A 22,843-nucleotide genomic window follows, 5' to 3' on the forward strand; every position below is an offset into this window, starting at 1 on the left:
CCGCTACGAGCGCAAAGCCGAGCACTTCCTCGCCTTCACCAGCATCGCCTGCACCCTCATCTGCTACCGCAGACTAACCAAATGAGATGACCTCTTAGTGTCATACGCACACTGGCGCTCGCCCGGTTTCCCCTCGACACTGCGGAGCGTGTCTGACAACACGTTCTGGATCGCCGCACTAACCGGCGGAACTGCCGTTCTCGCCAGCTGGGTTACTAGCCGGGGGAACACAAGCGCTGCTCGCATTCAGGCAGATGCTGCGACAGCGACACAACGCATAGAACGGCTACATGACGCTCGGCGATCGGCTTACCTGGACCTCATCCACCACGGGCAGTGTATGGCTGATCTGTACTGGAAGGCTTCTGAAGCACACCGCTTCAGTGGCCCCGAGAGCCGCTCAGCGATGCTCAGGGAATTCCGCGATCGGATTCGGGACCGTACGGCGACCTGCGGCGAGCTGTGCGAGTCGTCGAGTTGGAGGGGCCAGACGAGGCGGCCACTGCGGCGTACGCCGTGAAACAGGCAACCACTGATCCGTACCAAGCACTCAACTGCATCCTTGCCGGAGTCGCCGGTGCCGAGGATCGTTTCGACGCTGCCTACCACCCCTATTGGGTAGCTCTCAGTCACTTCATCGACACGGCGAAGAGCGCCCTCCGGGAGACATGAGCGCATCACCCCTTGCCCAACATGGTGGGGAGGGCGAAACAGTAACTCTGAAAACCTAAAGGGTGTTGCACAAGGCCGTGATCAAGCAGCCGGAAGCGGGAGGCTGGGCTGCCCGGTCATGCGGCGAGGGCGAGGTTGTGCATGCGGGCCACGGCCTGGACCGCGTGATGGAGACCGTCTCCGCGCTGCCGGCAGTCGCGGAGGATCTTGTAGTTCTTCATCCGGGAGAAGACGTGCTCGACACGTGCGCGGACCTTGCGGTGAGCCGCGTTGTCCTCTTCCTCGCCCTTCAGCAGCGCTCGTCCGGGGCGTTTGCGATGCGGGACGATCAGACCGGTGTTGATATAGGCGCCGTCGCCGAGCACGGTCACACCGTGGCAATGCTCGGCCAGACCGGAGTCCCGCCATGCCCTCGCGTCCGCGGTGTTGTCAGGTACAGGCCGGGCGGCCGCCACCACGAGACGGGTCTCCGCCTCCACAATGACCTGCACGTTCGCTGAGAACCGGTAGTTACGCGAAGAGGCGCCCACGCCGCGGTCGCGGACCGGGATCAGGGTGCCGTCCACGATCCATACCCGGTCCGGAGCGTCGACGGAGCGGGAGACGGGCTCGAGGGCGAGCAGCGGTCCCAGCCGCTGGATCACACGGCATACGGTGGACGAGGAGACCCCGAACAACGGGCCCATCTGCCGCATCGTGAGGTTCGTTCGGTAATACACCGCCACCATCAGGACTCGCTCGGCAAGCGGCAAAGACCACGGCCGGCCGCGCAATGTGCCATCGCCGCCCCGCTCCCGCACCACCTTCAACAGACCGGAAAACTGCGTCATCCGCAGTCCCGTGAACGTCTCCACCCACACCCGCTGAGCACGTAACACCGCGGCCATACCTAGAAGATGCCCAGCTCACGGCCTTGTGCAACACCCTTTAAGGGTTGTCCCGCAACTGATCTAGGTTCGAAGGTGGTTCGTGCAGGGTTGGATCCGGGAGACCACTGAGGCGCTCCGCCGCCACGGTCGCGTCGTTCTCCTGGACTGTTCGGTTTGATCACTTGGTGTCCGAGGCGGCCCAGGATGCGACGGGTGGCAGGCGGATCCGCCTGGGGAAATGAGCGGCAGGGTCACCCTGCTACGCGGTACGGTGCGCCGATGTCAGAGATCAAGAAGTTCCAAGTCACCTTTGATTGCGCAGAACCTGAGCGCCTAGCTCGCTTCTGGTGTGAAGTGTTGGGGTACGTCACGCCGCCGCCACCTGAGGGGTTCACCACCTGGGACGATTTCAACCGCACCCTGCCTCCTGAGAAGCAGGGATCATGGTTCGCCTGCAGTGATCCCGCAGGCGTAGGCCCGCGTCTGTTCTTCCAGCGCGTCCCGGAAGGCAAGATCGTCAAGAATCGGGTGCATCTCGACGTCCGGGTCGGGACCGGGCTCGTGGGGGACGAGCGCCTCGCCGCGCTCGAAGCCGAGTGCGCACGACTGGTCGCGCTCGGTGCGACCCACGTGCAAACGCTGTATGCTGATGAGGAAAACGAGTCGTGCATCCCGATGCTGGACATCGAGGGCAACGAATTCTGTATCGACTGAACATTCTTCGAGCCGGGGAGGCGGGGAGCCACCTCCCTTGGGCCTCTCCGGTCTCGCATGGGGCGGAAGTTACCCCGCGAGGGCGAGGTTGTGCAGCCGGGCGATGCCGAGCATGGCGGTGTGAACGCCGTCGCCTTTCAGACGGCAGTCACGAAGGATCTTCCATGCCTTCATCCGGGCGGAGACGTGCTCGACACGGGCCCGGATCTTGCGGTGCGAGGTGTTGTGCTCCTCTTTCCAAGCTGGCAGTTCGGTCTGGCCGCATTCACGGCGGTGCGGAATGAGCAGGCCGGTGCCCCGATAGCCGCCGTCCGCGATGACCGTGGTCCGGCCGACGGCGGCCTTCGCACCGGAAAGTTCCCATGCCTTGCAATCGTTGCGGTTGCCGGGCAGCGGCCGGCCGACAGCGACGACGAGTCGGGAGTCGGCGTCGATGACGACCTGGTGGTTGGTGGAGTACCGGTAGTTCTTCGACTGCTCGGCGGTGGTGTGGTCGCGGGTCGGGACCAGGGTGCCGTCCACGATCAACACAGCGCCCTTGCGGAACCGCTTGCGCTGCTGGAGCGCGAGCGACGGCCCAAGGTGGTCGATGATGCGGTCGGCCGCCGACTTTGACACCCCGAACAGCGGGGCGAGCTGGCGCAGGGTGAGGTTGGTGCGCCAGTACGCGGCAACCAGCAGGACCCGGTCCTCCAGAGGCAGGCTCCAGGGCCGGCCCTTACGGACCGGATCCGCACCCTCGCGCCGCAATGCAGAGATCAGCTTGCCGAACTGACGTGGGCTCAGCCCGGTGAACGGGGCTATCCAAGACGGCTCCGACGCCGTGATCACACCAGCCACGGCAAGATCATCTCACCTGTGACCAGCAGTTACGGGACAGCCCTTAGCCAGGACTGCTCGCCACCCTTGTTGACACCGCAACCGAGTGGGGTGTGAGAGCGGAACTGGTGATTGGGATCCTCAACAACGGTTGGTTTCGACGACGCGGCGGCGCGACGGTGAGGGCCTGCGTAGCGCGGAGACGCCGCTCAGTCACCGACATCTCGGCGTATCTCGAAAGGCAGTTCTACAACAACCCCGCTTGCTGGGCGGTGATTACCGCCTGCATTCTGTTGTCGACTCCCAGCTTGGTCAGGATGCTGTTCATGTGATGCTCGACGGTCCTGATCGACAAGAACAGCCTCTCGGCGATCTCTAGATTTCGACGGCCCTCAGCAACCTGCAACAGGATGGTCTGCTCCCTCGAGGTCAGGATGTGAGGTCCCGCAAGTCGGAGGGCGGGGTCGATGACGAATGCGCCGTCAACCACGCGCCGGATGGCATCACAGACCTCGTGCGGCTCGGCGTCCTTCGACAGGATCGCCACCCCAGCACGCTCCACTCTGCTGACGAAAGACGAGGGGAGCGCCGAGTGCGGCTCAACCAGTGCCAGCAACGACGACGCGGGAAGAACCTCACACAGCTGGGAGGTCGCGCTCAGCATGTGTCCGGGGAGGTCGAGAACGAAAGCTGCCGGCCGACTTGCCTGTGCACCCTGAAGTGCCTCTGCAAGACTGCTTGCTTCAGCGACAACCTTCAGGTCCTGCTCGGATGAGACAAGTGCGGCTATTCCACGACGCACTAGGCTGCTGGAGGCGACCAGCATGATCCGGATGGGGGCATTCCCCTGCCTCACCGCTGGCCGGGCCGCTTGTTGACGACCGCGGGGCTCCGAGGCATCGAGGTTACCGTCTTGACTTACGCCTCGGACCGCATTGTGCCGACGCTGGCCTGCGACGTCGGCCTCGGCAGCACCCAGCTGGCAAACGATCGCACCATCACACCCATCCGGTACAGCCGACAGACCTGCACCAGGCATGGGCATGACTGGCCCTACGCCAGTTACAACCGGGCTGCGCGATGTCCCCTCGCGAAGGGCGCCCCAACGCGACCGCCACCGACTGAGGACGTGGGGGTCAGCCACACTGCAGGCCCGCAGGTATGCCTCCACACAGGCCCACGACGGCAGCGTGCACCCGTTGGCCGCTTTCGACAGTGCGGGCGCCGAGTAGTGCGTCTTTCTCGCCATCTGTCGGTAGGTCGGCTCACCGGCTGCTCGGCGTAGCGCCCGTAGGTCCAAAGCAAAGCGGGCAAGATCGCTGCTGCCCTGGTTGATGGGTTTCTCGCGGCGCCCCATCTCGGTTCACCGCGGGTGGCTCGGATCACCCTCGGCTAGCGAAGGCGATACGTCTGTCGCTTCCTGCACCGGGGAGTTCGCCAGAACCCGGCGCGTTACCTCTCCGGCAAGGCCGACTGCGGTGGTGCCGGCCAGGACCGCCAGCGTTGTCTCATTCAGCAACGCTGCACTCAGCGAGAACCCCATCAGCATCAGCATCAGGGACACAATCAGCACTACGGCGGAGACTCCTGGTGGCCTGCCCTGGCGGCGTGGGGCACCATTGCCGCCGGACGGAGACATAGTGGTCACGTTCCGACCTCTCTTGCCCGGTTCGCCGTTCCACGGCGAACCGAACCCGGGATCTGGGTGATGAAGGCGCAGCCCACGGTCCTGGCAGGTCCGCCGAGTAGCCGCTCGACGGGAAGACCGCGTGCCCTTGCCAGTCTCGCAGTCCCTGCGACGTTCAGGGGAAGGGAATTGGTTCCGGACGTAGTCGGCATCAATCCCGGGCATTCCTGCCGACTTTGAGGGTTTTCACGGATCGTCCGGGCGGGCCCAGACGCACAGACTGTGAGAGCGGACGGCCACAGCTGCCGCCCGCCGACCGAACCGACCTTCCTGGATCTGGGTGGTCTTCGGAAAAGTGGGGGTCTTCCGTAGCCGCGGAAGACCCCCACAAACTCTCAGCGGTTGACGGTGTGCTGGGTGGGCGTGAAGCCACGGCCTGGCGGACGTCGCAGAAACGAGCCAGCAAGGTCATTTCAAGTCCGCCTGCTCTGACGTGAACTGTCTGCCCTAAAGGGTGTTGCACAAGGCCGTGATCAAGCAGCCGGAAGCGGGAGGCTGGGCTGCCCGGTCATGCGGCGAGGGCGAGGTTGTGCATGCGGGCCACGGCCTGGACCGCGTGATGGAGACCGTCTCCGCGCTGCCGGCAGTCGCGGAGGATCTTGTAGTTCTTCATCCGGGAGAAGACGTGCTCGACACGTGCGCGGACCTTGCGGTGAGCCGCGTTGTCCTCTTCCTCGCCCTTCAGCAGCGCTCGTCCGGGGCGTTTGCGATGCGGGACGATCAGACCGGTGTTGATATAGGCGCCGTCGCCGAGCACGGTCACACCGTGGCAATGCTCGGCCAGACCGGAGTCCCGCCAGAGTGTGGTCGGCGGGGATCTCCTGCACGGAGGTGAGGTCGTCGGGCAGGCGGAGGAGGAGTACGTCCCAGCTCATGGCGGCCTTCCAGGTAAGACTCGAGGAGCGGTTGCGGTCGGTCAGATCAGGCTGAGCTGTTCTGTGGGCGGCTGTGGCAGGAGGACGTTCTGCAGGCGCCGGATGTTCGCGCGCCAGGGGCCGCCATCCGACTCGGCCCACAGGTCCATCAGCTCGGAAGGCTCGGTCATGACACGGTCGAGGGCCTGGAGAGCGAGATCGCGCAGGCCGGTGAGATCAGGAAGAGGCTCGTCCGTTCCGTAAACGGGATCGGCAGGCTCACCCCCAGGGCACTGCGCGGCGACAAGAGCGGCCGCAGCTACGGCTTCCTCGGACTCGGATGCTTCGAGGTAGCCCGCGGTGTCGATCACGCGTATGAGAGTGCTGCGGACAATGCCCTCGCGTTCGCCTACGGCTGCCTCATCAAGGTCCCCGCAAAAATCCGCTGCGGTGTCGTTGTCAAAGGGACCGACATCCCAGGTACCCATACGTCACTCCTGCATCGCCATCCCTGTCCGCGACATGGGCGCCACTGACAACGGCGTCGCCGTTGCGCCCCCGGAACCCAGCACGGGACTGTTGGGGGCAGCAGCGTGTCCGATGCGGCGCCACATGCTCATCCACGCCGGCCCGTCGGGCCAGGGCCTCGATCAGGTCTCCGATCGCATCGGGTGTGACCGGCGACCCCAGCGGCGGGCGGAAGAGGCTAACCAGCAGGAAGTCGCTGCCACCGGCGCCCAGACGCTCGTGGCGTTCGGCAGCGTACTGGTCGAAGGCCTGGACGACCAGGAAGTCCACCGGCATCACCCAGGAGCGGCGGGACTTCGACCACGCCCCGTTGGGGTTCTGCCGCCGCACCACATGAAGGTGGGGGCCTTCCACGTCACAGCCCAGCGCGCGGGAATCTATCAGCAGGTGGCAGTCCTCGCGACGCAGCCCCGCCACCTGGCCTCGGCGCAGCCCGACCCGGGCCAGAAGCAGCACGATCAGCCGGTCCCGGGCGTTGCGGCACGCTCGGAACATCGCCACGACCGCTTCATCGCTGGTCCGGTCCACCTGCGACTCCGGCTCCTGCAGCAGGTGACGCGCCTTGAGGCGGTACTCCAGCCCGGCGCCCTCGATGTGGGCCTCCTGCGGCAGATCCCGGGTGTCAGCGAGCTCGTAGATCTGACCGAGCACCCACGGCGGCACCTCGTCCATCCGGATTGCATGGGCCAGCAAGCCGCGCACCCCGGTCAGGACGCGGTTGATCCGCCGTTCGCCACGTACAGGCACCGCTCCGGGCCCAGACACCACGGTGCCCACCGACCCGTCGGCCTGTACCGGCGTGTGCTTCAACCACACCATGAACAGGCCAAGGTCCCGGGCCGCCACCCGCCCAATCCCGGCTGGTCCGCTTGCACCAGCTCAGGTACAGCGCGACGTCGCCGGCGTACGGCTTCGTGGTCAGCTCCGCGCGGTGTTGCCCGAAGCGAAGGTGACGCAGCCAGTGATTCGCTGGCCGTACCAAATCCATCCCGTCATCGAGGACCGTCCAATATCGCGTTCCGGAGGGCATCCGGACTGGGAAAGCCCGCACTTCTCACCTCTTGCTCTGGGACCTGTGCAATGACCGGCCACAGAGCCGCACTCCTGAGAACCGGCCTGCGGCTCCCACTAGGCGGTCTCCCGCAACGTCACGCCACAGGTTCAGCAACCCCGGAGAACGGCAGCGGCGTGGCGACGACGACCGCGACGTAGGTATGCGCGCCGCTCGGCCCGCATCACCAGCTCCACCCGAACGGACGGTTCGACGTTCGTCGCGTTCCTGGCTTTGTTCACAGGAACGATCGGCAAATGTTCAGCTCGTTGAGCGGCACTCGATTCGAGGCGAAGTCGGTGTTCACGAGAACCGGCAGCACCCGCGGCGTGGCTCCTGAGGCCATGGGTAGGCGCCCCGCGTGCGTCCCTATGCCCGGCAGAGGACGATGGAGGGGAGGAATGTGGAGCGGGGCGGTGTAAGGAAGGGGGTGGTAGTAGTGGATCTTGTACTGCGCCCGGGCACCGCGGACGATGCCGCAGAATGCGGCAGGATCTGTTTCGAGGCTTTCGCCGGGCTCGCCCGTGAGCATGCGTTTCCTCCTGACGTGCCCAGTCCCGAGGTGGGTGTCGCGCTGGTCGAGGCGTTCCTGACCCACCCAGGGTTCTACAGCGTCGTCGCCGAGCTCGACGGACGGATTGTGGGGAGCAATTTTCTCGACGAGCGCTCGCCCGTCGTCGGGGTCGGGCCCATCACCATCGATCCCGCTGTGCAGAACCGAGGCGTGGGCCGTCGGCTGATGCGCGACGTGCTGGAGCGGTCCGCCGAGCGCAGAGTGCCGGGGATCCGGCTGCTGCAAAGCGGGTACCACACCCGATCGTTCTCGCTGTACACAAGCCTGGGGTTCGTGTTCAGGGAGACGCTGGCATGCATGCAAGGACCGGCAATCTTGCGCACAGTGCCTGGTCACACCGTTCGGGAGGCATCGGATACGGACCTCGCCGCCTGTAACGAAGTGTGCCGTCGGATACACGGCGTCGACCGTGGTGGCGAGGTCGCCGACGCGCTCAAACAAGGCACGGCTCGTGTGGTCGAGCACGACGGGCGCGTCACCGGATACGCCACAGATCTGGCGTTCTTCGCGCACGCGGTGGCCGAGACCACCCCCGACCTGCAGGCCCTCATCGCCTCGGCTCCTGCCTTCGGTGGGCCCGGGATCCTGGTGCCCGCCAGCAACAGCGTGCTGATGCAATGGGGCCTTGCGAACGGCCTCAAGGTGGTGCAGCTGATGAGCTTGATGACCATCGGCCTCTACAACGAGCCCGTCGGGGCATACCTGCCATCGATCCTCTACTGAGGGCGCTTCGGGTGCCGACCAGGCGGATGCTGACGAATCTCGGGCTCTGGCTCATTTTCCGTGACCTGCGCACGCTGAGTCACGGTTCATGGTCGTGTTGGGCTCCTGAAAGTCGCCTGAAAATGATCAGTGGTGACCTCGGGTACCTGACAGTTCGGGACCGTGGAAGAAGCGGGCCTCCGGCTGGAGGAGTTGCTGTTCCCGTCGATCGCGGACGTGTCGGTGGTGTCGGTGGACGTGAGCAACGAGACGATACGAGTCGAGGCCCGCAGCACAACGACGGGTTCAGCGTGTTCGGGCTGCGGGAGCTGGTCGATCCGGGTTCATAGCTCCTACCTGCGGTTTCCTGCGGATGTCCCCAGCGCGGGGCGCCGGGTGGTGCTTTGCCTGAGGGTCCGTCGCTTCGCCTGCCTCGTCGCTTCGTGCGGGCGACGGACGTTCGTTGAGCAGGTGCCGGGATTGACCCGGAGGTACGGCCGGTGGACCGAGCGTCTGCGTTCGACGCTGGCGGCGATCGGCCTCGCCCTGGCCGGCCGGGCGGGAGCTCGGATGGCTGGAGTCTTTGGGGTGTCCGTCAGCCGCAGCACGGTGCTGCGGCTCGTCGAGGCCCTGCCCGAACCGGATCTGCCAGCCCCGAGAGTGGTCGGCGTCGACGAGTACGCGACGCGCAAAGGCCGGCACTACGGCACAGTGCTGGTCGACGTCGAAACGCGACGGCCGGTGGACCTGCTGCCAGACCGGGAGGCATCGAGCCTGGCCGCCTGGCTGGCCAAGAGGCCAGGGATCGAGGTCGTCTGCCGGGACCGGGCTCCCTTCTTCGCCGAAGGCGCCACCATCGGGGCTGCCTGCGAGGCATGGCACCTGAGCCATCCCAACCGGTCAAAGAACCAGAAGAACCAGCTGACCCCACTGGCTCACCGTGGCCCACCGGCCACCGGTTCGCCGACAGAACCCGGTCCAACCATGCCGCCGTCCACGCCCTGATGGCGGCCGGCCACAGCCGACGTGCGATCCAACGCCAGCTCGGGATGACCTACCGCACGGTCAAGCTCCTCGCCGACGCCACAACCCCGGGAAGACCTCTTCCACGGCCAGTGGCAGGGCCGTCCTTCCGTCCTCTACGAGTACAGGCCCTACCTGGACGACCGTTGGAACCAGGGCTGCACCAACGCCTGGAAAGTATGGGAGGAGATCGTGCCACTCGGCTACAAGGGCAGCTACCAGCGAGTTCGCGCCTACTTCCGCACCAAACGCCTTTCGGTCGATCCGGGCACCGCACCCCCGCCCCGCACCGTCGCCGGCTGGATCCTGCGCCACCCCGACTCCCTCTCCGAGGTCGATCAGCTCCGACTCAAGGCCGTCATGGCCCACTGTCCCGAACTGGAAGCCCTCGCCGGCCATGTCCGCTCCTTCGCCCAGATCCTCACCGAGCAACAGGGCAAACGGCTGCCCGAGTGGCTCGACGCAGTCCGCCAGGACGACCTGCCCGGTCACCACACCCTCGCCGCCGGCATCGATCGCGACCGGGCCGCGGTCATCGCCGGGCTCACGCTGCCCTGGAACTCGGGTGTCGTGGAAGGGCACGTCAACCGCATCAAGATGCTCAAACGCCAGATGTTCGGCCGAGCCGGCTTCGCACTCCTGAGGAAAAGAGTGCTCCTCGCTCCATGACCGATGCCAAGACGTGAAACGCTTCTGATATCGATCAACTTCACCGCAGGAGCCGCGAATGTCCAGAACTGCCGACATCGATCTCGTGTTCGCACGTGCCGTCACCGTCGACGCCGTGGTGCGGGCTCTGGCCGGTGAGGGGTGGTCGCTGCAGGAACCGCTTGGTATCTCCTACGTGGTCAATAACGACGACCTGTTCGACTGGCAGTCGGCTTCAACCGAGCAGGCAGCTGAGGTCCTGACCTTGGTGGATTCACCGGCCAACGTCGACCACCACGTCGGTGTCTGCATCTATCACTCAACTGCGGAAACCGGTGGCCAGCTACTTTTTCGTGCTGGCCGATCGCACTGTTCCTTCATCCCGACGATCGACCGGCGGAGCCTCTCCGGAGCACCAGCCATGACTGACATGGCGTGGTATCTGAACGCACTGGTGTCGCCCCTGCTTGCCCTGGGGCTGGCCAGCTACGAAGCGAGAGACCTTGCTGACTGAGACTCGTTCGTCAGCAGCTCTCGGTCGACATCCGGGCAGCACGCGCATACGGAAAAGCCCTCGCTGCCTACCCAGCCGGTGTCACTCACAGCCACGCGATCACGGAAATTGAGCCAGAACCCGAGTTTTGAAGTCACTGGGGTTCTTGCCACGGGAGCATCGAGGTGCTCCTGGTGAAAGGCCCTGGTCATGCCGCAGATGTCGAAGGTCGAGTTGTACGCCGCGATCCGGCGCGACCACCGCGGCGGCATGACGATGCGGGACATCGAGCGTAAGTACAACGTGTCGTGGCGGACGGTCCGCAAGGCGGTGGACTCGGTCTGGCCGGAGCCGCGGAAGAAACTGCCGCCGCACGCGACCGCGCTGGACCCGTTCAAGCCGGTGATTGACGGGATCCTGCGGGCGGACCTGGATGCGCCGCGCAAGCAGCGGCACACGGTCACGCGGATCTTCCACCGCCTCGTCGAGGAGCACGGCGCCGATCTGTCATACCAGATGGTCCGGCGCTACGTCGCGGACCGGAAGCCGAAGATCCTGGTGGAGTCGGGCAAGGCTCCGATCGAAGCGTTCGTTCCGCAGACCCACCAGCCTGGCATGGAGGCCGAGGTCGACTTCGGCGACGTCAGCGTGCGGCTCGCCGGCGAGCTGGTGACCTGCTACCTGTTCTCCTTCCGGCTGTCGTACTCGGGCAGGGCCATCCACCGCGTTTTCGCCTCCTGCAGTCAGGAAGCCTTCCTCGAAGGGCACGTGCACGCCCTGCGGATGCTGGGCGGTGTCCCCCGCAGCAAGGTCCGCTACGACAACCTGAAGGCCGCCGTCGCCCGGGTGCTCGGGCTCAGCCGCGCGAGGGTGGAAACCGACCGACGGATCGCCTTCAAGTCGCACTTCGGGATCGAGAGTTTCTACTGCCGGCCCGGCATCGACGGCGCCCACGAGAAGGGCGGAGTCGAAGGCCAGATCGGCTACTTCCGCCGCAACCACTTCACCCCGGTGCCGGAGGTCGCGTCGCCGGCGGAGCTGAATGAGCTGGTCGAGCAGTGGGACCGGCATGACGGCCGACGCCGGATCGGGTCCAGGCCGCGGACCATCGATGAGTACTTCGAGGTCGAACGGCCGCTGCTGATGCCGCCGCCGGAGGACCCGTTCGAGACAGGGAGGGTGTTCACACCGCGGGTCGACCGCTACAGCCAGATCGCGGCCCGCACCAACCGCTCCTCGGTGCTGGTCCGGTTGATCGACAAGCGGGTCAGGGTGAGACTGCACGCCTCTCACCTGGTGGTTTACGACAAGAATGTCGAAGTGGCTCGTCATGAGCGGCTGATCGCCAAGGGCAGCTGCCGCCTGGAACTGGACCACTACCTCGAAGCCCTGATTCGCAAGCCAGGCGCTTTCCCCGGCGCCGCTGCACTCGAACAGGCCCGATCCGCTGGCAAGTTCACCCCAATCCATGACGCCTGGTGGGCCGCAGCGGTCAAGGCGCACGGCGATATCGAGGGCACCCGGGCCTTGATCGAGGTGCTCCTGATGGCCCGGCACATCCCACATGAGCACCTGGTCGCCGGTCTGGCGACAGCGTTGCGGGCCGGGGCTCTGACCGCGGACGCGGTCGCCCTGGAGGCCCGCAAAGCCGCCCAGACCGAGGACGAACCCGCTCCTCCCGCCTCGTCTGCGCAGGCCGCCGGGCAGCCGTCGGCGACCGTGACGTTCCTGCACGAGGGAATGCTGAACCACCTGTCGCCGGACACCAGGCCGCTGCCCTCGGTGACGCCCTACGACCAGTTGCTCCGACGTCGCGCCAGCGGTGGTGACCACCGAGAGGGAGAAGCCCAGTGACCCTGCCCCGCCAGCGAGGATTGACCGAGCAGGCCGCCACCACTGCCATCGACACCGCCTGCCGTCTGCTGCGGCTGCCGTCGATTCGCAACGAGTTCGCCGACATCGCCGACCGGGCCGCCAAGGACCAGATGACCTACCGCGGCTTCCTCGCCGAGCTGCTGATGGCGGAGTGCGACGACCGGGCCCGCCGACGCTCGGAACGGCGGATCAAGGCCGCCGGCTTCCCCCGCGAGAAGTCGCTGCGGAACTTCGACTTCGACGCCAACCCCAACATCGACCCGGCCACCGTCAACACCCTCGCCAGCTGCGAATGGATCAAGAAGGGGCAGCCGCTCTGCCTGATCGGCGACTCCGGCACCGGCAAGTCCCACATGCTCATCGCCCTGGGCACAGAGGCCGTCATGAAGGGCTACCGCGTCCGCTACACGCTCGCCACGAAGCTGGTGAACGAACTGGTTGAGGCCGCCGACGAGAAGCAGCTGAACAAGACCATCGCCCGCTACGGCCGCGTCGACCTTTTGTGCATCGACGAGCTCGGATACATGGAACTGGACCAGCACGGCGCCGAACTCCTGTTCCAGATCCTGAGCGAGCGGAAGGAGAAGAACAACGTCGCCATCGCCTCCAACGAGTCGTTCGGCGGATGGACGAAGACATTCACCGATCCCAGACTCTGCGCGGCCATCGTAGACCGCCTCACCTTCAACGGCACCATCATCAAGACCGGCACCGACTCCTACCGGCTCACCAGCACCCGAGCCCGCACCGAGCAGGTCGAAGTCAGCTGAGTGGCGTCTCCACACTGGTCCGCTGCCCGTTGCGGCGGACCAGCCAAACTCACGGCCCGTTCATCCGAGGAGCGCGAACGACGCCCGCTCATGCCACTTCGCGCCGTCATGCACCATGAGGTCGACTGACGAGACGCGCGACGTGAAGGGGAGTCTGCCGAGCAGGTCGGCCTCAATCTCATCCAGAACCGCATCGTCCTGGCCGTCAGCGACGGTCAGGTGGGGCACAACCTCGGCGAACTGGCCCCCATAGGGAGGGGTCTCAGGCCAACGGTCAGCGATGACCTCAGTGAGCCACCGCAACTGCGTGCCTGGCTCAGGAGCGAGATGCAGCACCTGCGGAAACCGCCCGCAGCTCTCAAATCGCAGGTCAAAGGCACGATGACAGCCAAGCATGTCAGCGAGAGCCGAGCAGACACGCGCATCTATTCGGCTCTCGTCGAGGAACGGGAAAAGCACCGTGACATGCGCTGGTACTCCTGCTTGCGCTGACGGATCGAACCGCTCACGCCATGCGCGGACGGCCGGCTCCGCATCCGGGATCCTGACGATGAGTCCCGTCTGGCCTGCCTGAAACCTACTCGTGCTGTCATCTGCCATGACACGGCATGCTGCCACCTCAGAGGCCGACGGCAGCACTCATTATGCGTCCATGATCACGACCGTTCCGCCCCACAGGACAAGCGGGGAGCTGACGGCGCCGGAACACGACTGCCGTCATTTCCCGTGAACATCCAGAGGGTCGACGATCACCAAGCGCCGCCGGAACCCGTGAACAAACGCTGTCGGTTGAAGTGAACGAAGCCAAAGCTATGTATCGGCCGAAGCGGCGACCAATGAGCTTCTTCAGCGTTGCAGCTCCAGTGTGAGGACCGCCTTGGCGATTGACGTCATGCGGTTGGGGCTGCAGCGGGATCTGCGGAACATCCGCCAGGACTTCAGGCGGGCGACGCCGCGTTCGACGGGTGCTCGTGCCGCGGCCAGGGCACGGTTGCGGGTCCTGTCGGTGGGAGTGAGTGCCTGGAGGGGCCTGCGCTTGATGCCGGTGGTCAGCCCCGGGCCGGCGCCCTGGTAGGCGAGATCGGCCACGATCGCAACGCCCTGGCGTTCGCAGATTCGGATGATCCGGTGGGTGCGTGCGGCGGTCAGGTCGTGAGTGCGGCCCGGCAGGGCGGGCGAGAGCCATAACAGCCGGCTACCGGGATCGGTGACGACCTGCACGTTCACGCCGTGGCGCCGGTGTTTGTGGGAGTAGTCGGCCCGGCCGTCGCCGACCCGGTCGCACTCGGCGAGGGTGCCGTCGAGTAGGACGAAGTCGGGCTCGTGCTCGCGCAGTGTCTTCAGCAGACCCGGCGCACGCGCGGCGAGCAGGTCGACGACCGCGCTGGTGTAGGCGTGGGCGGTGGACTCGCTGATTCCGAACCCGGTGGCGATCTTCGCCGGAGTGGTGTGTTCGCGCAGGTACACCAGTGCCACCATCGCGCGCTGGGACGGCCGGAGCTTGCAGCGCCGGTCGCCCTCACGGGTGACGATCAGCATGGTGACCCACTCCACGAGTGCATGCGGCAGGTCGAGTGCGGCAGGATGGATGACCAACGAGGCCCCCGTGCAACGAGATTGAGACGTCAGACATCTCGATCAACAGCCCGGGGGCCTCGCTTGTTGCGCTTCACGGCCCATCACCCGATCGGTAGCGACCTCGAAGAAGCTCAATGATCGGATAACCGGGCTGCGGGTGGGGTAGGGCGGACGCCGGGCCTCTTCTCGTTGGAAGGCCCCATCCCACCCAGCTGCGGTTTCCCAGCGAGAGCGAAGGACAACAGCATGGCCAGTGGCACCGCGAAGTGGTTCAACGCCGAGAAGGGCTTTGGCTTCATCGCCCAGGATGGCGGACCGGACGTCTTCGCGCACTACTCCAACATCAAGGGCAACGGATACCGGGAACTGGTGGAGGGGGAGACCGTCACCTTCGACGTCACCCAGGGCCAGAAGGGCCCCCAGGCTGAGAACATCGTCCGCGGCGGCTGACGTCCGACCCGAGTCCCGCATGATCCACCAGGTAGAGTGGCACCACCGACGCGGGGTGGAGCAGCTCGGTAGCTCGCTGGGCTCATAACCCAGAGGTCTTCTCTGAACTAAGCCGAACTGACCGTGTGAGGACAGCAGATGAGGCAGGACCTCTTCGGCGGCTGTAGCCGGATGGTCTAGGTTCTGTCCGGCGGGTCGGTGACGTGGCGCTTCGAGACGACGGGGCAGACAGCTTGTCGTAACGACACATGACCGGGCTCGTTAGCAACCCATGAAGACTGTGAAGTACGCACTCTCCGCCGTCGCCCTGCTAGGGGCGGCGGTCTCGCTCGCCAGTCCCGCCCACGCTGGCATCGGCCTTCTGAACACCGACCAGGAAGTGGCAGTGGACGGCGGCGTCGGGGGCGGGATTAACAACCTTAATGTCGTGAAATCTGACACCGTCTCGGATATCGTGCGCCACGTGCGCCACCAGGACGACGTGCTCGACTTCGAGACCGTCGCCTCGTCCCTCTGAGAGCGGGCCGCGGGGCCGTCGCCTTGCCCACCACCGCTGGCCAGCATCCGCAGGCTGGGCATACTCGGGTGATGGGAAGAGACAGCGAGATGCCCTGTCCAGCGGCGCGGAGGCTGTGCTGACCTATCGGACACCTCTTGGGGCGGCCCGCGTCAGCGGGCCGCCCCAGCCATTTGGCCGCAGTCAGGTGGTGTTTGTGGCATCGCTGATTCGAGCGGCGATCTGGCTGAAACTGGGGACGCCCAGGAAGATCGGGGAGTCCTTCTTCTTCTGCCGTGCATCCAGCTGCGCGATCTTCTCTTCCGTAGCGTCGCGGCTCACCGAGAGACCTTCGACCTCGCCGAGCCAGCCCTCCCTTTCAGCTTCCGCGATCCGGTCGTTCACGTTGTCGCGGATCTCGACCAGTCGCCCTCTCTCGTAGGGGTCCACGATCAGGACCGGGCAGCGGAAACAAGCGTGTTCATGAATGCAGTCAGTCCCGTATGCCCCCGCATGATCCGAGCGCCAGCTTGCGGCGCTCGAACTGAGTCAGGAACTCCTGCCATTCTTCGGAGGTGACCGCGCGGTATTCCTCGCGGGGGCGAAGACTGCGCCGGCGGGCGATGAAGGCCCGGTGGGCTTCGATGGCGGGATGCCACTCAATGGCGCATGGGAGTCGGCGGGCCATGTCTTCCACGGCCGTGCCGCGATAGCTGGGATCTAGGACCAGGCCTTCGACGTCGCAGTCGAACCTGACCTGCCCATGAATCTGTGTTTCGATGTGGCCGTCCAGGGCATCGAGGCCGGCGGCCTCGGCCAGCTCACGGAGCGAGAAGCGGTTTGCAACTCCGAACGCCGAGGGGTCGGTGGAGCTGTCTGGGTAGCAGAACGTGGCTCGCGCGAGAGTCTTGACTGTGAGCCTGAAGTGCGAGGAGCCGAATCGAGGTGCCCCGCCGACCGCATGTCGCCGGTAGTTCAGCGCTCCGTAAACGGGGCGTTCGCCAGCGGCGGCGTGGTCGTAGGCACCTCCGAAGATACGGCATTCCCAGCGCCACCTGTCCCCGCCTGGGTGGGCGGTCAGACCGCCATTGGTGCCCCGGCCGGGACGCCGATGTCGGACGTGTGCCAAGTAGACCGGCCGGGCCCGGCTCTCCTACTGCCGGGCCGAAGACATCTTCGAAGAGAACACCCGGCTCCTGGCCAACCCCGCTCGCCTCGCCCGAGGACGTCGAGGACCTGGGGACGGCTGGACACTCCACCGGCTCCGCTACAGCGCCCTGACACACGACGCAGAGGACGGCACCTCGCCCCCGATGCTGCTGGCCCGCTCCCGCCACGCCTCCATCCGCTCCCTTGAGCGGTACGCACGCCCCGGCGTCGACGTGGTCGCCCGCTATGTCGCCGAGCGCTGCCTCGCCGCACGCCGCCGGACGTGCCGCCCGCGTTTACTGCTGGTGACAGCGTTTCTGCCAGGGCGATGACCGGCACCAGGCGCCTGGGCCGAGTCGGCGGTCGGTTACGACAGAAGCTTGGCCAGCGTAGGAGCGACCGACGACTTGTAGGGCTCCATCTGGAAGCCGGAGAACTCGGCGTGAGTGAGCCGACCGTCGCCGTCCTTGTCGAGCTCACGGAATGCGGTGTCCAGGGAACCCGCGTCGAGGGGGATCTGGCGGTCCTCCAGCGCGGACGTGATCTCGGCCAGCGTGACGGATCCGTTCTTGTTGGCGTCGATGATGCTGAATGCCTGGTTGAGCTGAGTGGTGTTCATATGTGTCTCCGTCGGTAGCGGCGTGCGTGTCTCGGGCAGACCGAACCTGCTCCACGAGGGACGCGGTCGAACGCGTCCCGCCTGCTCAGGATGCGCCGCTCGTGCCGCACGGGCTGTGCACTCGGCCAGCGGGTCCCCCGAAAGAGAAGCTGGTCAGTTCCGGGTGGCGCTCCCGCCCACCGCAGACGAGAACGCCGGTCGGCCGGAGCGCCGGGAGTGCGAAGTGCGCCGGTGGTGCACCCCATTGATGTTTGGAAGCGCTGCTTCACGCGTTGCTATGGAGCAGCGCAAGCAGCACCGTTTCCTCTCCCCGAGCACTGCTTGGCTTCCTGCGGTGACGCCGGTCGCAGGTGCCTCTGCTCCTTCGCTGGCCGGCGGCACACCCGTCCTGATCGAACTCCCCGGTCAACGCTGGCTCAACAGCGTGCTCGTGACCGAGAAAGAAGCAGGCACATGCGCATTTCCGCCTCCCGTCCCAGCCGAGTCGCCGCGCTCGCCCTGGGCGCCGTGACGTCACGGGCCGTCCTGTCCGGCACTGCTGCGGCTGCCGGCAACCTGGACGCCCCGTACGCCCGCGCCGCCGCGAAGGTCAGCGGCACCGCTTCGCTCCTCGGATCCAAGAACGTCGACGCTGTCACCCGGGGAACCGGCACCAACCAGGCGGGCGTGTACTGCGTCAAGGTCTCGGACTCCAACATCGACCTGAGCAGCGCGGCGATCGTCGCGACGCTCAACAACAGCCGGGGCGAGATCACCGCCATCGGCGGACCTCACGGCTACTGCGGCAACGCCACCGACACCATCACGATCGTCACGAGCGACAGCGAGGGCAAGTCCACAGACAGGCCGTTCACCGTCGCTGTGCTCTGACCTCGTCGCACCAGGCCGGACCACACCGCGCCAGCCTCAGTATCTCGGTTTGGGGAACGGTCACGGTGACCGCTCCCCAAACTTACGGCCGCGATCGTCAGCCGCCAGGCTCGCCCGCCGCCTGGGCGTACGCGGCGAACTCGGCGCGAAGGGCGCCGTGCCGAGCAACGAGATGCTGACCGGCCGCCGTGGCGTGCGACGCTGGTGAGGAGGCCACCCGCGTGTGACCCGCTGGCACGCGCTGTGATCGGCGGTGGCGAACTCAGACTGGGTACGCGCCGCGGTGAGAGGGCCGGGTCCGATCTCTGGGGGCACGCCTGCCGTCGTGGCGGTTGACGCGTCAGCTCAGTTTGGCAGGGGAGTGGTGCGTATTGTCGTAGGCCGTGCGTTCCACCTCGGTCGGCTCACGGGTTCCGGCGTCGGTGGAAAGCCGGGTGATGGGGCCGTGCTCGCCGGTACTGGTGGAGGGGCTGCCGGTCATGGTGGTGAGTGCTTCGGCGGCGGTGGCGTGGACCGGCAGGACTGCGTCGACGCCGGTCAGGGTGAGCATCCGCATCAGGCGGTCGGGGACATTGGCGAGTCCGAGGGCACCGCCCGCCTCCTGGGCGGCGTGCCAGAGGCCGATGAGGGCGCTCAGACCGGCGGAGTCGCAGAAGCCGACCTGTGACAGGTCCAGGATCAGGCGCGGACATCCGCGCTCGATGATCTTGGAGGCTTCGCGGCGCAGGGTGTCCGCGGTGCGCGTGTCCACGTCGCCGGCGACTGTGGCGATCGCGAGGTCGGGGCGTGGGCGCTGGACGGTCAGGTGCAGCGTGTCGGTCACGTCGGTCATCACTCCTGGCCGAAGTGTTCGGGCGCGGCGGCGGTGTGGGCGGTGGCAGCGGCACTGCCGTGGGGTGTGGTGTGAGGGTGGGGGACGGACAGGGTCAGCAGAGCCACGTCGTCGCCGGCTCCGTCGGGCAGCGAGGCCAGCAGGGTGATGCTGTCCTCGACCAGGGAGGTGGCGGTGACGGGCCCGGTGCGCTGGTGGAGGAAGCCGGTCAGGCCGTCGTCCCCGAGCATGGCGCCCTCGGCGGTGCGGGCTTCGATCAGCCCGTCGGTGTAGAGGAACAGGCTTTCCCCGGCCGTCAGGGAAAACGTGGTCTGGGCGAAGGGCGCCTGCGGGAAGGCGCCGACGAGCATGCCGCCCTTGGGCCGTACGGTTCGCACCCAGACGGCGCCGCTGTCGTCGGGGCGAAGGTGGTAGGCCGGCGGGTGGCCGCCGGTGGCGACGGTCACGGTGAAACTGCCGTCCTCCCGGGGCTCCAGGAGACCGAAGAGGACGGTGCAGAAGCGGCGGCCGGCGGTGACGTCGGTGAGCAGCATGGTATTGAGCGTGCTCAGCACGGTGACGGGGTCGGCGTTGATCTGGGCCGCGGTGCGCAGAGTGTGGCGGGCCAGGGCGGTGACGGTTGCCGCCTCCGGGCCCTTGCCGCACACGTCACCGAGGAAGAACGCCCACCGGCCGCCGTCGAGGGGAAAGACGTCGTAGAAGTCACCGCCCACATCATGGGCGGAGGCGGTGCGGTAGTGGCAGGCCAGCTCCAGGCCCGGCACCACAGGAAGAGCCGGGGGCAGCAGGGTGCGCTGCAGGGTGGAAGCGAACGCGGCGATCGCGGCCTTGTCCCGCTCCGCCTTCTCCCGCGCCTCCCGTTCCGCCTCGGCCCGCGCCCGTTCCGCCTCGGCGTGCCGCTGCTCCGCCTCCCGGCGGGCCTGCTCGTCGCGCAGGGCGCGCAGCGCCGACAGCCGCAACTCCATCTCGTCCAGTACGATCGCGGCGAGATCGGCAAGGGTGGCGGTGTCCTCCTCGGTGATCGAGCGCGGCCGGGTGTCGAGGACGTTTACCGTGCCCAGCCGGTGCCCGTCGGGGGTGATGATCGGTGCGGCGGCGTAGAAGCGCACCCCCATCTCCCCGGCGACCAGCGGATTGTCCACCGCGATGGGGTCCTTGAGGGTGTCGGGGATGACCATCGTGTCATCGCGCAGGATCGCCGAGCCGCACAGACCCGGATCACGGCCGATCTCCGCGACACCCTCCAGGCCGTAGGCGGCCTTGAACCAGATGCGGTCGGTGTCCACGATCGTGACCGTCGCCACCGGCACGTCGAAAAGCCGGGCGGCCATCGCCGCCACCCGGTCGAACGCCCCGTCGGGCGGAGTGTCGAGGATGTCGTAGCGGCGCACCGCTGCAATCCGGGCCTCCTCCACATCCGGGTCAGCGACCAGCTCGGGGCGGCGCCCGGGAGCCGGGCCGGTGGCCGATGCCTGCTGCATCATCGGCTTTCCTCTCCGTCGATGGGCTCCCGCCATGAACGACACGAGCCGGCGCAGCCTAAATCGACCAGACGCCCGAACGCCAATGCCGCCGTCAGCCGGGCACCGGACGCGGCCTCCTGACCTGTGAAGCGGTTACTCTCGGCAACAGAAACGGGAGAACCAGCAACCGCCGCCCTCGGCCCGATCAGCCCTCCTGGCGCTCGGGCCGGAACAACTCAGACCGGCGTTGGGCCGTGCCGCCGCGCCGTTGTTATGCCCATCGCATCCGATGGCGGACAGCTGCTCCACCCGTTCCGGGGGCAGCGTCGCGGCCCGGCTGCGCTGATTGCCAAGTCCAGCAACGCCAGGACGCCCGGCGACGGCAGCATCGGCCGGACGCGTCACCGGCCGCCGGGCGGCGCGGCACACAGGCGCATCACCACGTCGGCGACGTCGTGCCAGAGGTGCGCGCACAGCTCCGCAAGGTGTTGGCGGGCGAGCGCAGATGCCGGATCATGTGGGGTAGGGGTGAGCGGCCATCGTTCGGTGCTCACAGTCGCCGCGGAACGGGGGAGTTGTGCAGACGGGTGGGATCGGAGTCGCGGCTGATCGCGAGTGGGTCATTCAGAACGCGAAGGGCAAGAAGTTCGTGTACGACTCGGAGGCTGAAGCCTTCGAGGAGCTGGAGGAGCACGGGGAGGGGGCCGTAGTACTGACTCGCCTGGTGTACAGGGGCCTGTTCCGTACCAAGCCACTGGAGGACTGGCAGCCGGTGCAACAGCCCACACCCTGACCCTCCCAGCCGGCCCCGCCCCGCGCGTGCGGGCTCTCCGGCTCTGGAGGCGCAGCCGGAGAGCGACACGTCGGCCATCTGCCGTGAGCTGGGCAAGGGCGTCCGCCAGCTGGTGCAGGCGGTATGGCCAGATCTCCTCCTGGTCCCAGGACAGGGCCTGCTCCCACCACCCGGCGACCACCGCATACGCCACCGTGAACGCCTGCGCCGGATCCACCCCGGCCCCTCCCGCACGCTGCACCACGCCCGCCCACCGCCGCTGCGAGGCGACCACCTCCGGTATACGGCGCAGATCGAGAGGTTCGAGCGGCGCCGACAAGCCGGTGCCGCCGGGAACCACCCTTCACAGCCACACTCTTCGCGGGTTCGGCCGCCCTCAACGAGGCCGGGCGGGGAGTGATCGCCAAGCTGTGCGGGACCGGGTACGAGGTGCTGACCTGGGCCCTGCCGGCGTTCACCGTGGACGGTCCCAAGATCAGCACCGGCCGGGAGGCTGGTGTGCCGCAGGCACGGTGGTGAGGACGCCGGGCCGGGCGCGTTCGTAACGGCGGACGGGTTCGCCGGTGGCCCGGTCGCAGGCGGCCAGAGGGGACAGGCCACGCTCTGGACGGGCAAGGACGCTACCGGCGGGAGCCTGGCGGCGACGGCCCGGCACTGGACATCTCGCTGCCCGAGGACCATCATGACCCCGTGTCCAGGTCTGCTGCCGCCCGACCACCGGCGCGTTTCCTCTCGACCGCGCCCGCTGCCAGCGGCCGTCGACCGTGAACAGGGGGCTGGCAGCAGGCTGCTTCCTCGGTCACCGCCCACCAAAGCGGCCGAAGCGAGGGAGCCATCGCGATGACCACGCACACCCACCGGCAGCCGGGCGCGCCCACCCCGATGACAGGCCCCCGTGAGCGCCGGGCAAGCCGTCCCGCCCTCCTGTGGCACGTACTTGGGATACCACTGTGGAACCGTCGCCGGCTGGTGTAGCGGTGTGGGTGTGCCGGGTTATCGGGTGCGGAAGCGGCGGAAGAGGTTTCGGGCGACGTACACGCCCGGGCCGCCGAAGCCGATGATGTCGACGCGGCCGTCGCCGGTGATGTCGGCGAGGAAGCGGGGGTGGCGGTCGACCCGCCAGGCGCCGGCGTCGTCGTTGTAGCCGAAGCTGCGGCATACCAGTTGGGCCTGCTCGAACTGGCCGTCGCCGTCGTTGTGCGACACCCAGACGCCTTCTCTTTTGTACGGCGCCGTACGAGCTGAGCGTGGTCGAGCCGGACGGGTTCGCCGCCGCGGCCGACTGCGACGTGATCTTCTCCTGCGTCGACCGGC

24 protein-coding genes and 4 pseudogenes are annotated in these 22,843 nt (G+C 67.0%); 12 read left to right on the plus strand and 16 right to left on the minus strand.

What is annotated here, in order from left to right:
* Positions 1–788: 788 nt before the first annotated feature.
* Positions 789–1,559 carry a transposase gene (locus tag ACZ4SF_RS37525; protein ID WP_468393427.1) on the minus strand — a complete coding sequence of 257 codons (771 nt, stop codon included), beginning with the start codon at positions 1,557–1,559 and terminating at the stop codon, positions 789–791.
* Positions 1,560–1,820: 261 nt separating this feature from the next.
* On the opposite strand from ACZ4SF_RS37525, the gene ACZ4SF_RS37530 reads away from it, so the two are divergent.
* On the plus strand, positions 1,821–2,255 hold the full coding sequence (locus ACZ4SF_RS37530) for a VOC family protein (protein WP_468393429.1): 435 nt from the start codon (positions 1,821–1,823) through the stop codon (positions 2,253–2,255).
* Between the two features lie 69 nt (positions 2,256–2,324).
* Here ACZ4SF_RS37530 and ACZ4SF_RS37535 read toward each other — a convergent pair whose 3' ends face one another.
* The 7 genes and pseudogenes from ACZ4SF_RS37535 to ACZ4SF_RS37565 all read right to left on the minus strand — a co-directional run bounded on the left by ACZ4SF_RS37535 (position 2,325) and on the right by ACZ4SF_RS37565 (position 6,989).
* On the minus strand, positions 2,325–3,095 hold the full coding sequence (locus ACZ4SF_RS37535; RefSeq protein WP_468393431.1) for a transposase: 771 nt from the start codon (positions 3,093–3,095) through the stop codon (positions 2,325–2,327).
* Positions 3,096–3,321: 226 nt separating this feature from the next.
* Positions 3,322–3,900: a response regulator transcription factor gene (locus tag ACZ4SF_RS37540; protein WP_468393471.1), complete on the minus strand. Its 579-nt coding sequence runs from the start codon at positions 3,898–3,900 to the stop codon at positions 3,322–3,324.
* A gap of 315 nt (positions 3,901–4,215) precedes the next feature.
* Positions 4,216–4,431: pseudogene (locus ACZ4SF_RS37545) on the minus strand (helix-turn-helix domain-containing protein); the annotation flags it as partial.
* A gap of 6 nt (positions 4,432–4,437) precedes the next feature.
* Positions 4,438–4,647: a hypothetical protein gene (locus tag ACZ4SF_RS37550; RefSeq protein WP_468393433.1), complete on the minus strand. Its 210-nt coding sequence runs from the start codon at positions 4,645–4,647 to the stop codon at positions 4,438–4,440.
* 622 nt (positions 4,648–5,269) lie between these two features.
* Positions 5,270–5,560: pseudogene (locus ACZ4SF_RS37555) on the minus strand (transposase family protein); the annotation flags it as partial.
* 117 nt (positions 5,561–5,677) lie between these two features.
* Positions 5,678–6,103 carry a DUF4259 domain-containing protein gene (locus tag ACZ4SF_RS37560; protein WP_468393435.1) on the minus strand — a complete coding sequence of 142 codons (426 nt, stop codon included), beginning with the start codon at positions 6,101–6,103 and terminating at the stop codon, positions 5,678–5,680.
* Positions 6,075–6,989 (minus strand): tyrosine-type recombinase/integrase, encoded by a 915-nt coding sequence (locus ACZ4SF_RS37565; protein WP_468393437.1) that lies wholly within the window; start codon positions 6,987–6,989, stop codon positions 6,075–6,077. Before ACZ4SF_RS37565 ends, ACZ4SF_RS37560 begins: the two co-directional genes overlap by 29 nt.
* Before the next feature lie 644 nt (positions 6,990–7,633).
* On the opposite strand from ACZ4SF_RS37565, the gene ACZ4SF_RS37570 reads away from it, so the two are divergent.
* The 6 genes from ACZ4SF_RS37570 (at position 7,634) to istB (ending at position 13,279) form a co-directional block, all read left to right on the plus strand.
* Entirely contained in the window at positions 7,634–8,491 is an 858-nt protein-coding gene (locus tag ACZ4SF_RS37570) for a GNAT family N-acetyltransferase (RefSeq protein WP_468393439.1), read from the plus strand.
* 162 nt (positions 8,492–8,653) lie between these two features.
* On the plus strand, positions 8,654–9,475 hold the full coding sequence (locus tag ACZ4SF_RS37575; protein ID WP_468393441.1) for an ISL3 family transposase: 822 nt from the start codon (positions 8,654–8,656) through the stop codon (positions 9,473–9,475).
* A gap of 210 nt (positions 9,476–9,685) precedes the next feature.
* On the plus strand, positions 9,686–10,162 hold the full coding sequence (locus tag ACZ4SF_RS37580; protein ID WP_468393443.1) for an ISL3 family transposase: 477 nt from the start codon (positions 9,686–9,688) through the stop codon (positions 10,160–10,162).
* A gap of 58 nt (positions 10,163–10,220) precedes the next feature.
* Positions 10,221–10,655 carry a hypothetical protein gene (locus tag ACZ4SF_RS37585; RefSeq protein ID WP_468393445.1) on the plus strand — a complete coding sequence of 145 codons (435 nt, stop codon included), beginning with the start codon at positions 10,221–10,223 and terminating at the stop codon, positions 10,653–10,655.
* A gap of 189 nt (positions 10,656–10,844) precedes the next feature.
* Complete coding sequence (gene istA, locus ACZ4SF_RS37590) at positions 10,845–12,488, plus strand: IS21 family transposase (RefSeq protein ID WP_468393447.1); 1,644 nt, start codon at positions 10,845–10,847, stop codon at positions 12,486–12,488.
* Positions 12,485–13,279, plus strand: coding sequence for an IS21-like element helper ATPase IstB (gene istB / locus ACZ4SF_RS37595; RefSeq protein ID WP_468393449.1), 795 nt, complete (start codon positions 12,485–12,487; stop codon positions 13,277–13,279). Before istA ends, istB begins: the two co-directional genes overlap by 4 nt.
* A gap of 60 nt (positions 13,280–13,339) precedes the next feature.
* Here istB and ACZ4SF_RS37600 read toward each other — a convergent pair whose 3' ends face one another.
* Complete coding sequence (locus ACZ4SF_RS37600) at positions 13,340–13,879, minus strand: 2'-5' RNA ligase family protein (protein ID WP_468393451.1); 540 nt, start codon at positions 13,877–13,879, stop codon at positions 13,340–13,342.
* 246 nt (positions 13,880–14,125) lie between these two features.
* On the minus strand, positions 14,126–14,875 hold the full coding sequence (locus ACZ4SF_RS37605; protein ID WP_468393453.1) for a transposase: 750 nt from the start codon (positions 14,873–14,875) through the stop codon (positions 14,126–14,128).
* 228 nt (positions 14,876–15,103) lie between these two features.
* Here ACZ4SF_RS37605 and ACZ4SF_RS37610 point away from each other — a divergent pair, with 228 nt between their 5' ends.
* Together ACZ4SF_RS37610 and ACZ4SF_RS37615 are read left to right on the plus strand one after the other, a co-directional pair.
* Positions 15,104–15,307, plus strand: coding sequence for a cold-shock protein (locus ACZ4SF_RS37610; protein WP_468393455.1), 204 nt, complete (start codon positions 15,104–15,106; stop codon positions 15,305–15,307).
* Between the two features lie 271 nt (positions 15,308–15,578).
* Entirely contained in the window at positions 15,579–15,824 is a 246-nt protein-coding gene (locus ACZ4SF_RS37615; protein WP_468393457.1) for a hypothetical protein, read from the plus strand.
* A gap of 183 nt (positions 15,825–16,007) precedes the next feature.
* Here ACZ4SF_RS37615 and ACZ4SF_RS37620 read toward each other — a convergent pair whose 3' ends face one another.
* From ACZ4SF_RS37620 to ACZ4SF_RS37630, 3 genes and pseudogenes are all read right to left on the minus strand, one after another.
* Positions 16,008–16,253, minus strand: coding sequence for a hypothetical protein (locus ACZ4SF_RS37620; protein ID WP_468393459.1), 246 nt, complete (start codon positions 16,251–16,253; stop codon positions 16,008–16,010).
* 142 nt (positions 16,254–16,395) lie between these two features.
* Positions 16,396–16,896 (minus strand): annotated as a pseudogene (locus ACZ4SF_RS37625) (DUF3626 domain-containing protein); the annotation flags it as partial.
* Positions 16,897–17,319: 423 nt separating this feature from the next.
* Positions 17,320–17,571, minus strand: coding sequence for an EF-hand domain-containing protein (locus ACZ4SF_RS37630; protein ID WP_468393461.1), 252 nt, complete (start codon positions 17,569–17,571; stop codon positions 17,320–17,322).
* Between the two features lie 453 nt (positions 17,572–18,024).
* Here ACZ4SF_RS37630 and ACZ4SF_RS37635 point away from each other — a divergent pair, with 453 nt between their 5' ends.
* Positions 18,025–18,441 carry a hypothetical protein gene (locus tag ACZ4SF_RS37635; RefSeq protein WP_468393463.1) on the plus strand — a complete coding sequence of 139 codons (417 nt, stop codon included), beginning with the start codon at positions 18,025–18,027 and terminating at the stop codon, positions 18,439–18,441.
* Positions 18,442–18,781: 340 nt separating this feature from the next.
* Here the strand turns inward: ACZ4SF_RS37635 and ACZ4SF_RS37640 are convergent, their stop codons facing one another.
* Both ACZ4SF_RS37640 and ACZ4SF_RS37645 read right to left on the minus strand, forming a co-directional pair.
* Positions 18,782–19,273 carry an STAS domain-containing protein gene (locus tag ACZ4SF_RS37640; RefSeq protein WP_468393465.1) on the minus strand — a complete coding sequence of 164 codons (492 nt, stop codon included), beginning with the start codon at positions 19,271–19,273 and terminating at the stop codon, positions 18,782–18,784.
* On the minus strand, positions 19,273–20,757 hold the full coding sequence (locus tag ACZ4SF_RS37645) for a PP2C family protein-serine/threonine phosphatase (RefSeq protein WP_468393467.1): 1,485 nt from the start codon (positions 20,755–20,757) through the stop codon (positions 19,273–19,275). The genes ACZ4SF_RS37640 and ACZ4SF_RS37645 overlap by 1 nt, the downstream gene beginning before the upstream one ends.
* Positions 20,758–21,313: 556 nt before the next feature.
* Here ACZ4SF_RS37645 and ACZ4SF_RS37650 point away from each other — a divergent pair.
* Together ACZ4SF_RS37650 and ACZ4SF_RS37655 are read left to right on the plus strand one after the other, a co-directional pair.
* Positions 21,314–21,529, plus strand: a complete 216-nt coding sequence (locus ACZ4SF_RS37650; RefSeq protein WP_468393469.1) for a hypothetical protein — start codon at positions 21,314–21,316, stop codon at positions 21,527–21,529.
* Positions 21,530–21,925: 396 nt separating this feature from the next.
* A complete protein-coding gene (locus ACZ4SF_RS37655; RefSeq protein WP_468393474.1) occupies positions 21,926–22,048 on the plus strand; it encodes a hypothetical protein in 123 nt (40 codons plus the stop codon).
* 474 nt (positions 22,049–22,522) lie between these two features.
* Here the strand turns inward: ACZ4SF_RS37655 and ACZ4SF_RS37660 are convergent.
* Positions 22,523–22,747, minus strand: a pseudogene (locus ACZ4SF_RS37660) (hypothetical protein); the annotation flags it as partial.
* Positions 22,748–22,843: the final 96 nt, after the last annotated feature.

Source organism: Streptomyces sp. NPDC027663 (assembly GCF_055566415.1).

Bases quoted from the DNA above. Each gene is read 5' to 3' on its own strand.
- ACZ4SF_RS37525 (WP_468393427.1), bottom strand. From the start codon at position 1,559: ATGGCCGCGGTGTTACGTGCTCAGCGGGTGTGGGTGGAGACGTTCACG.
- ACZ4SF_RS37530 (WP_468393429.1), top strand. From the start codon at position 1,821: ATGTCAGAGATCAAGAAGTTCCAAGTCACCTTTGATTGCGCAGAACCT.
- ACZ4SF_RS37540 (WP_468393471.1), bottom strand. From the start codon at position 3,900: ATGCTGGTCGCCTCCAGCAGCCTAGTGCGTCGTGGAATAGCCGCACTT.
- ACZ4SF_RS37560 (WP_468393435.1), bottom strand. From the start codon at position 6,103: ATGGGTACCTGGGATGTCGGTCCCTTTGACAACGACACCGCAGCGGAT.
- ACZ4SF_RS37585 (WP_468393445.1), top strand. From the start codon at position 10,221: ATGTCCAGAACTGCCGACATCGATCTCGTGTTCGCACGTGCCGTCACC.
- istA (WP_468393447.1), top strand. From the start codon at position 10,845: ATGCCGCAGATGTCGAAGGTCGAGTTGTACGCCGCGATCCGGCGCGAC.
- ACZ4SF_RS37600 (WP_468393451.1), bottom strand. From the start codon at position 13,879: ATGGCAGATGACAGCACGAGTAGGTTTCAGGCAGGCCAGACGGGACTC.
- ACZ4SF_RS37610 (WP_468393455.1), top strand. From the start codon at position 15,104: ATGGCCAGTGGCACCGCGAAGTGGTTCAACGCCGAGAAGGGCTTTGGC.
- ACZ4SF_RS37615 (WP_468393457.1), top strand. From the start codon at position 15,579: ATGAAGACTGTGAAGTACGCACTCTCCGCCGTCGCCCTGCTAGGGGCG.
- ACZ4SF_RS37630 (WP_468393461.1), bottom strand. From the start codon at position 17,571: ATGAACACCACTCAGCTCAACCAGGCATTCAGCATCATCGACGCCAAC.
- ACZ4SF_RS37635 (WP_468393463.1), top strand. From the start codon at position 18,025: ATGCGCATTTCCGCCTCCCGTCCCAGCCGAGTCGCCGCGCTCGCCCTG.
- ACZ4SF_RS37640 (WP_468393465.1), bottom strand. From the start codon at position 19,273: ATGACCGACGTGACCGACACGCTGCACCTGACCGTCCAGCGCCCACGC.
- ACZ4SF_RS37645 (WP_468393467.1), bottom strand. From the start codon at position 20,757: ATGATGCAGCAGGCATCGGCCACCGGCCCGGCTCCCGGGCGCCGCCCC.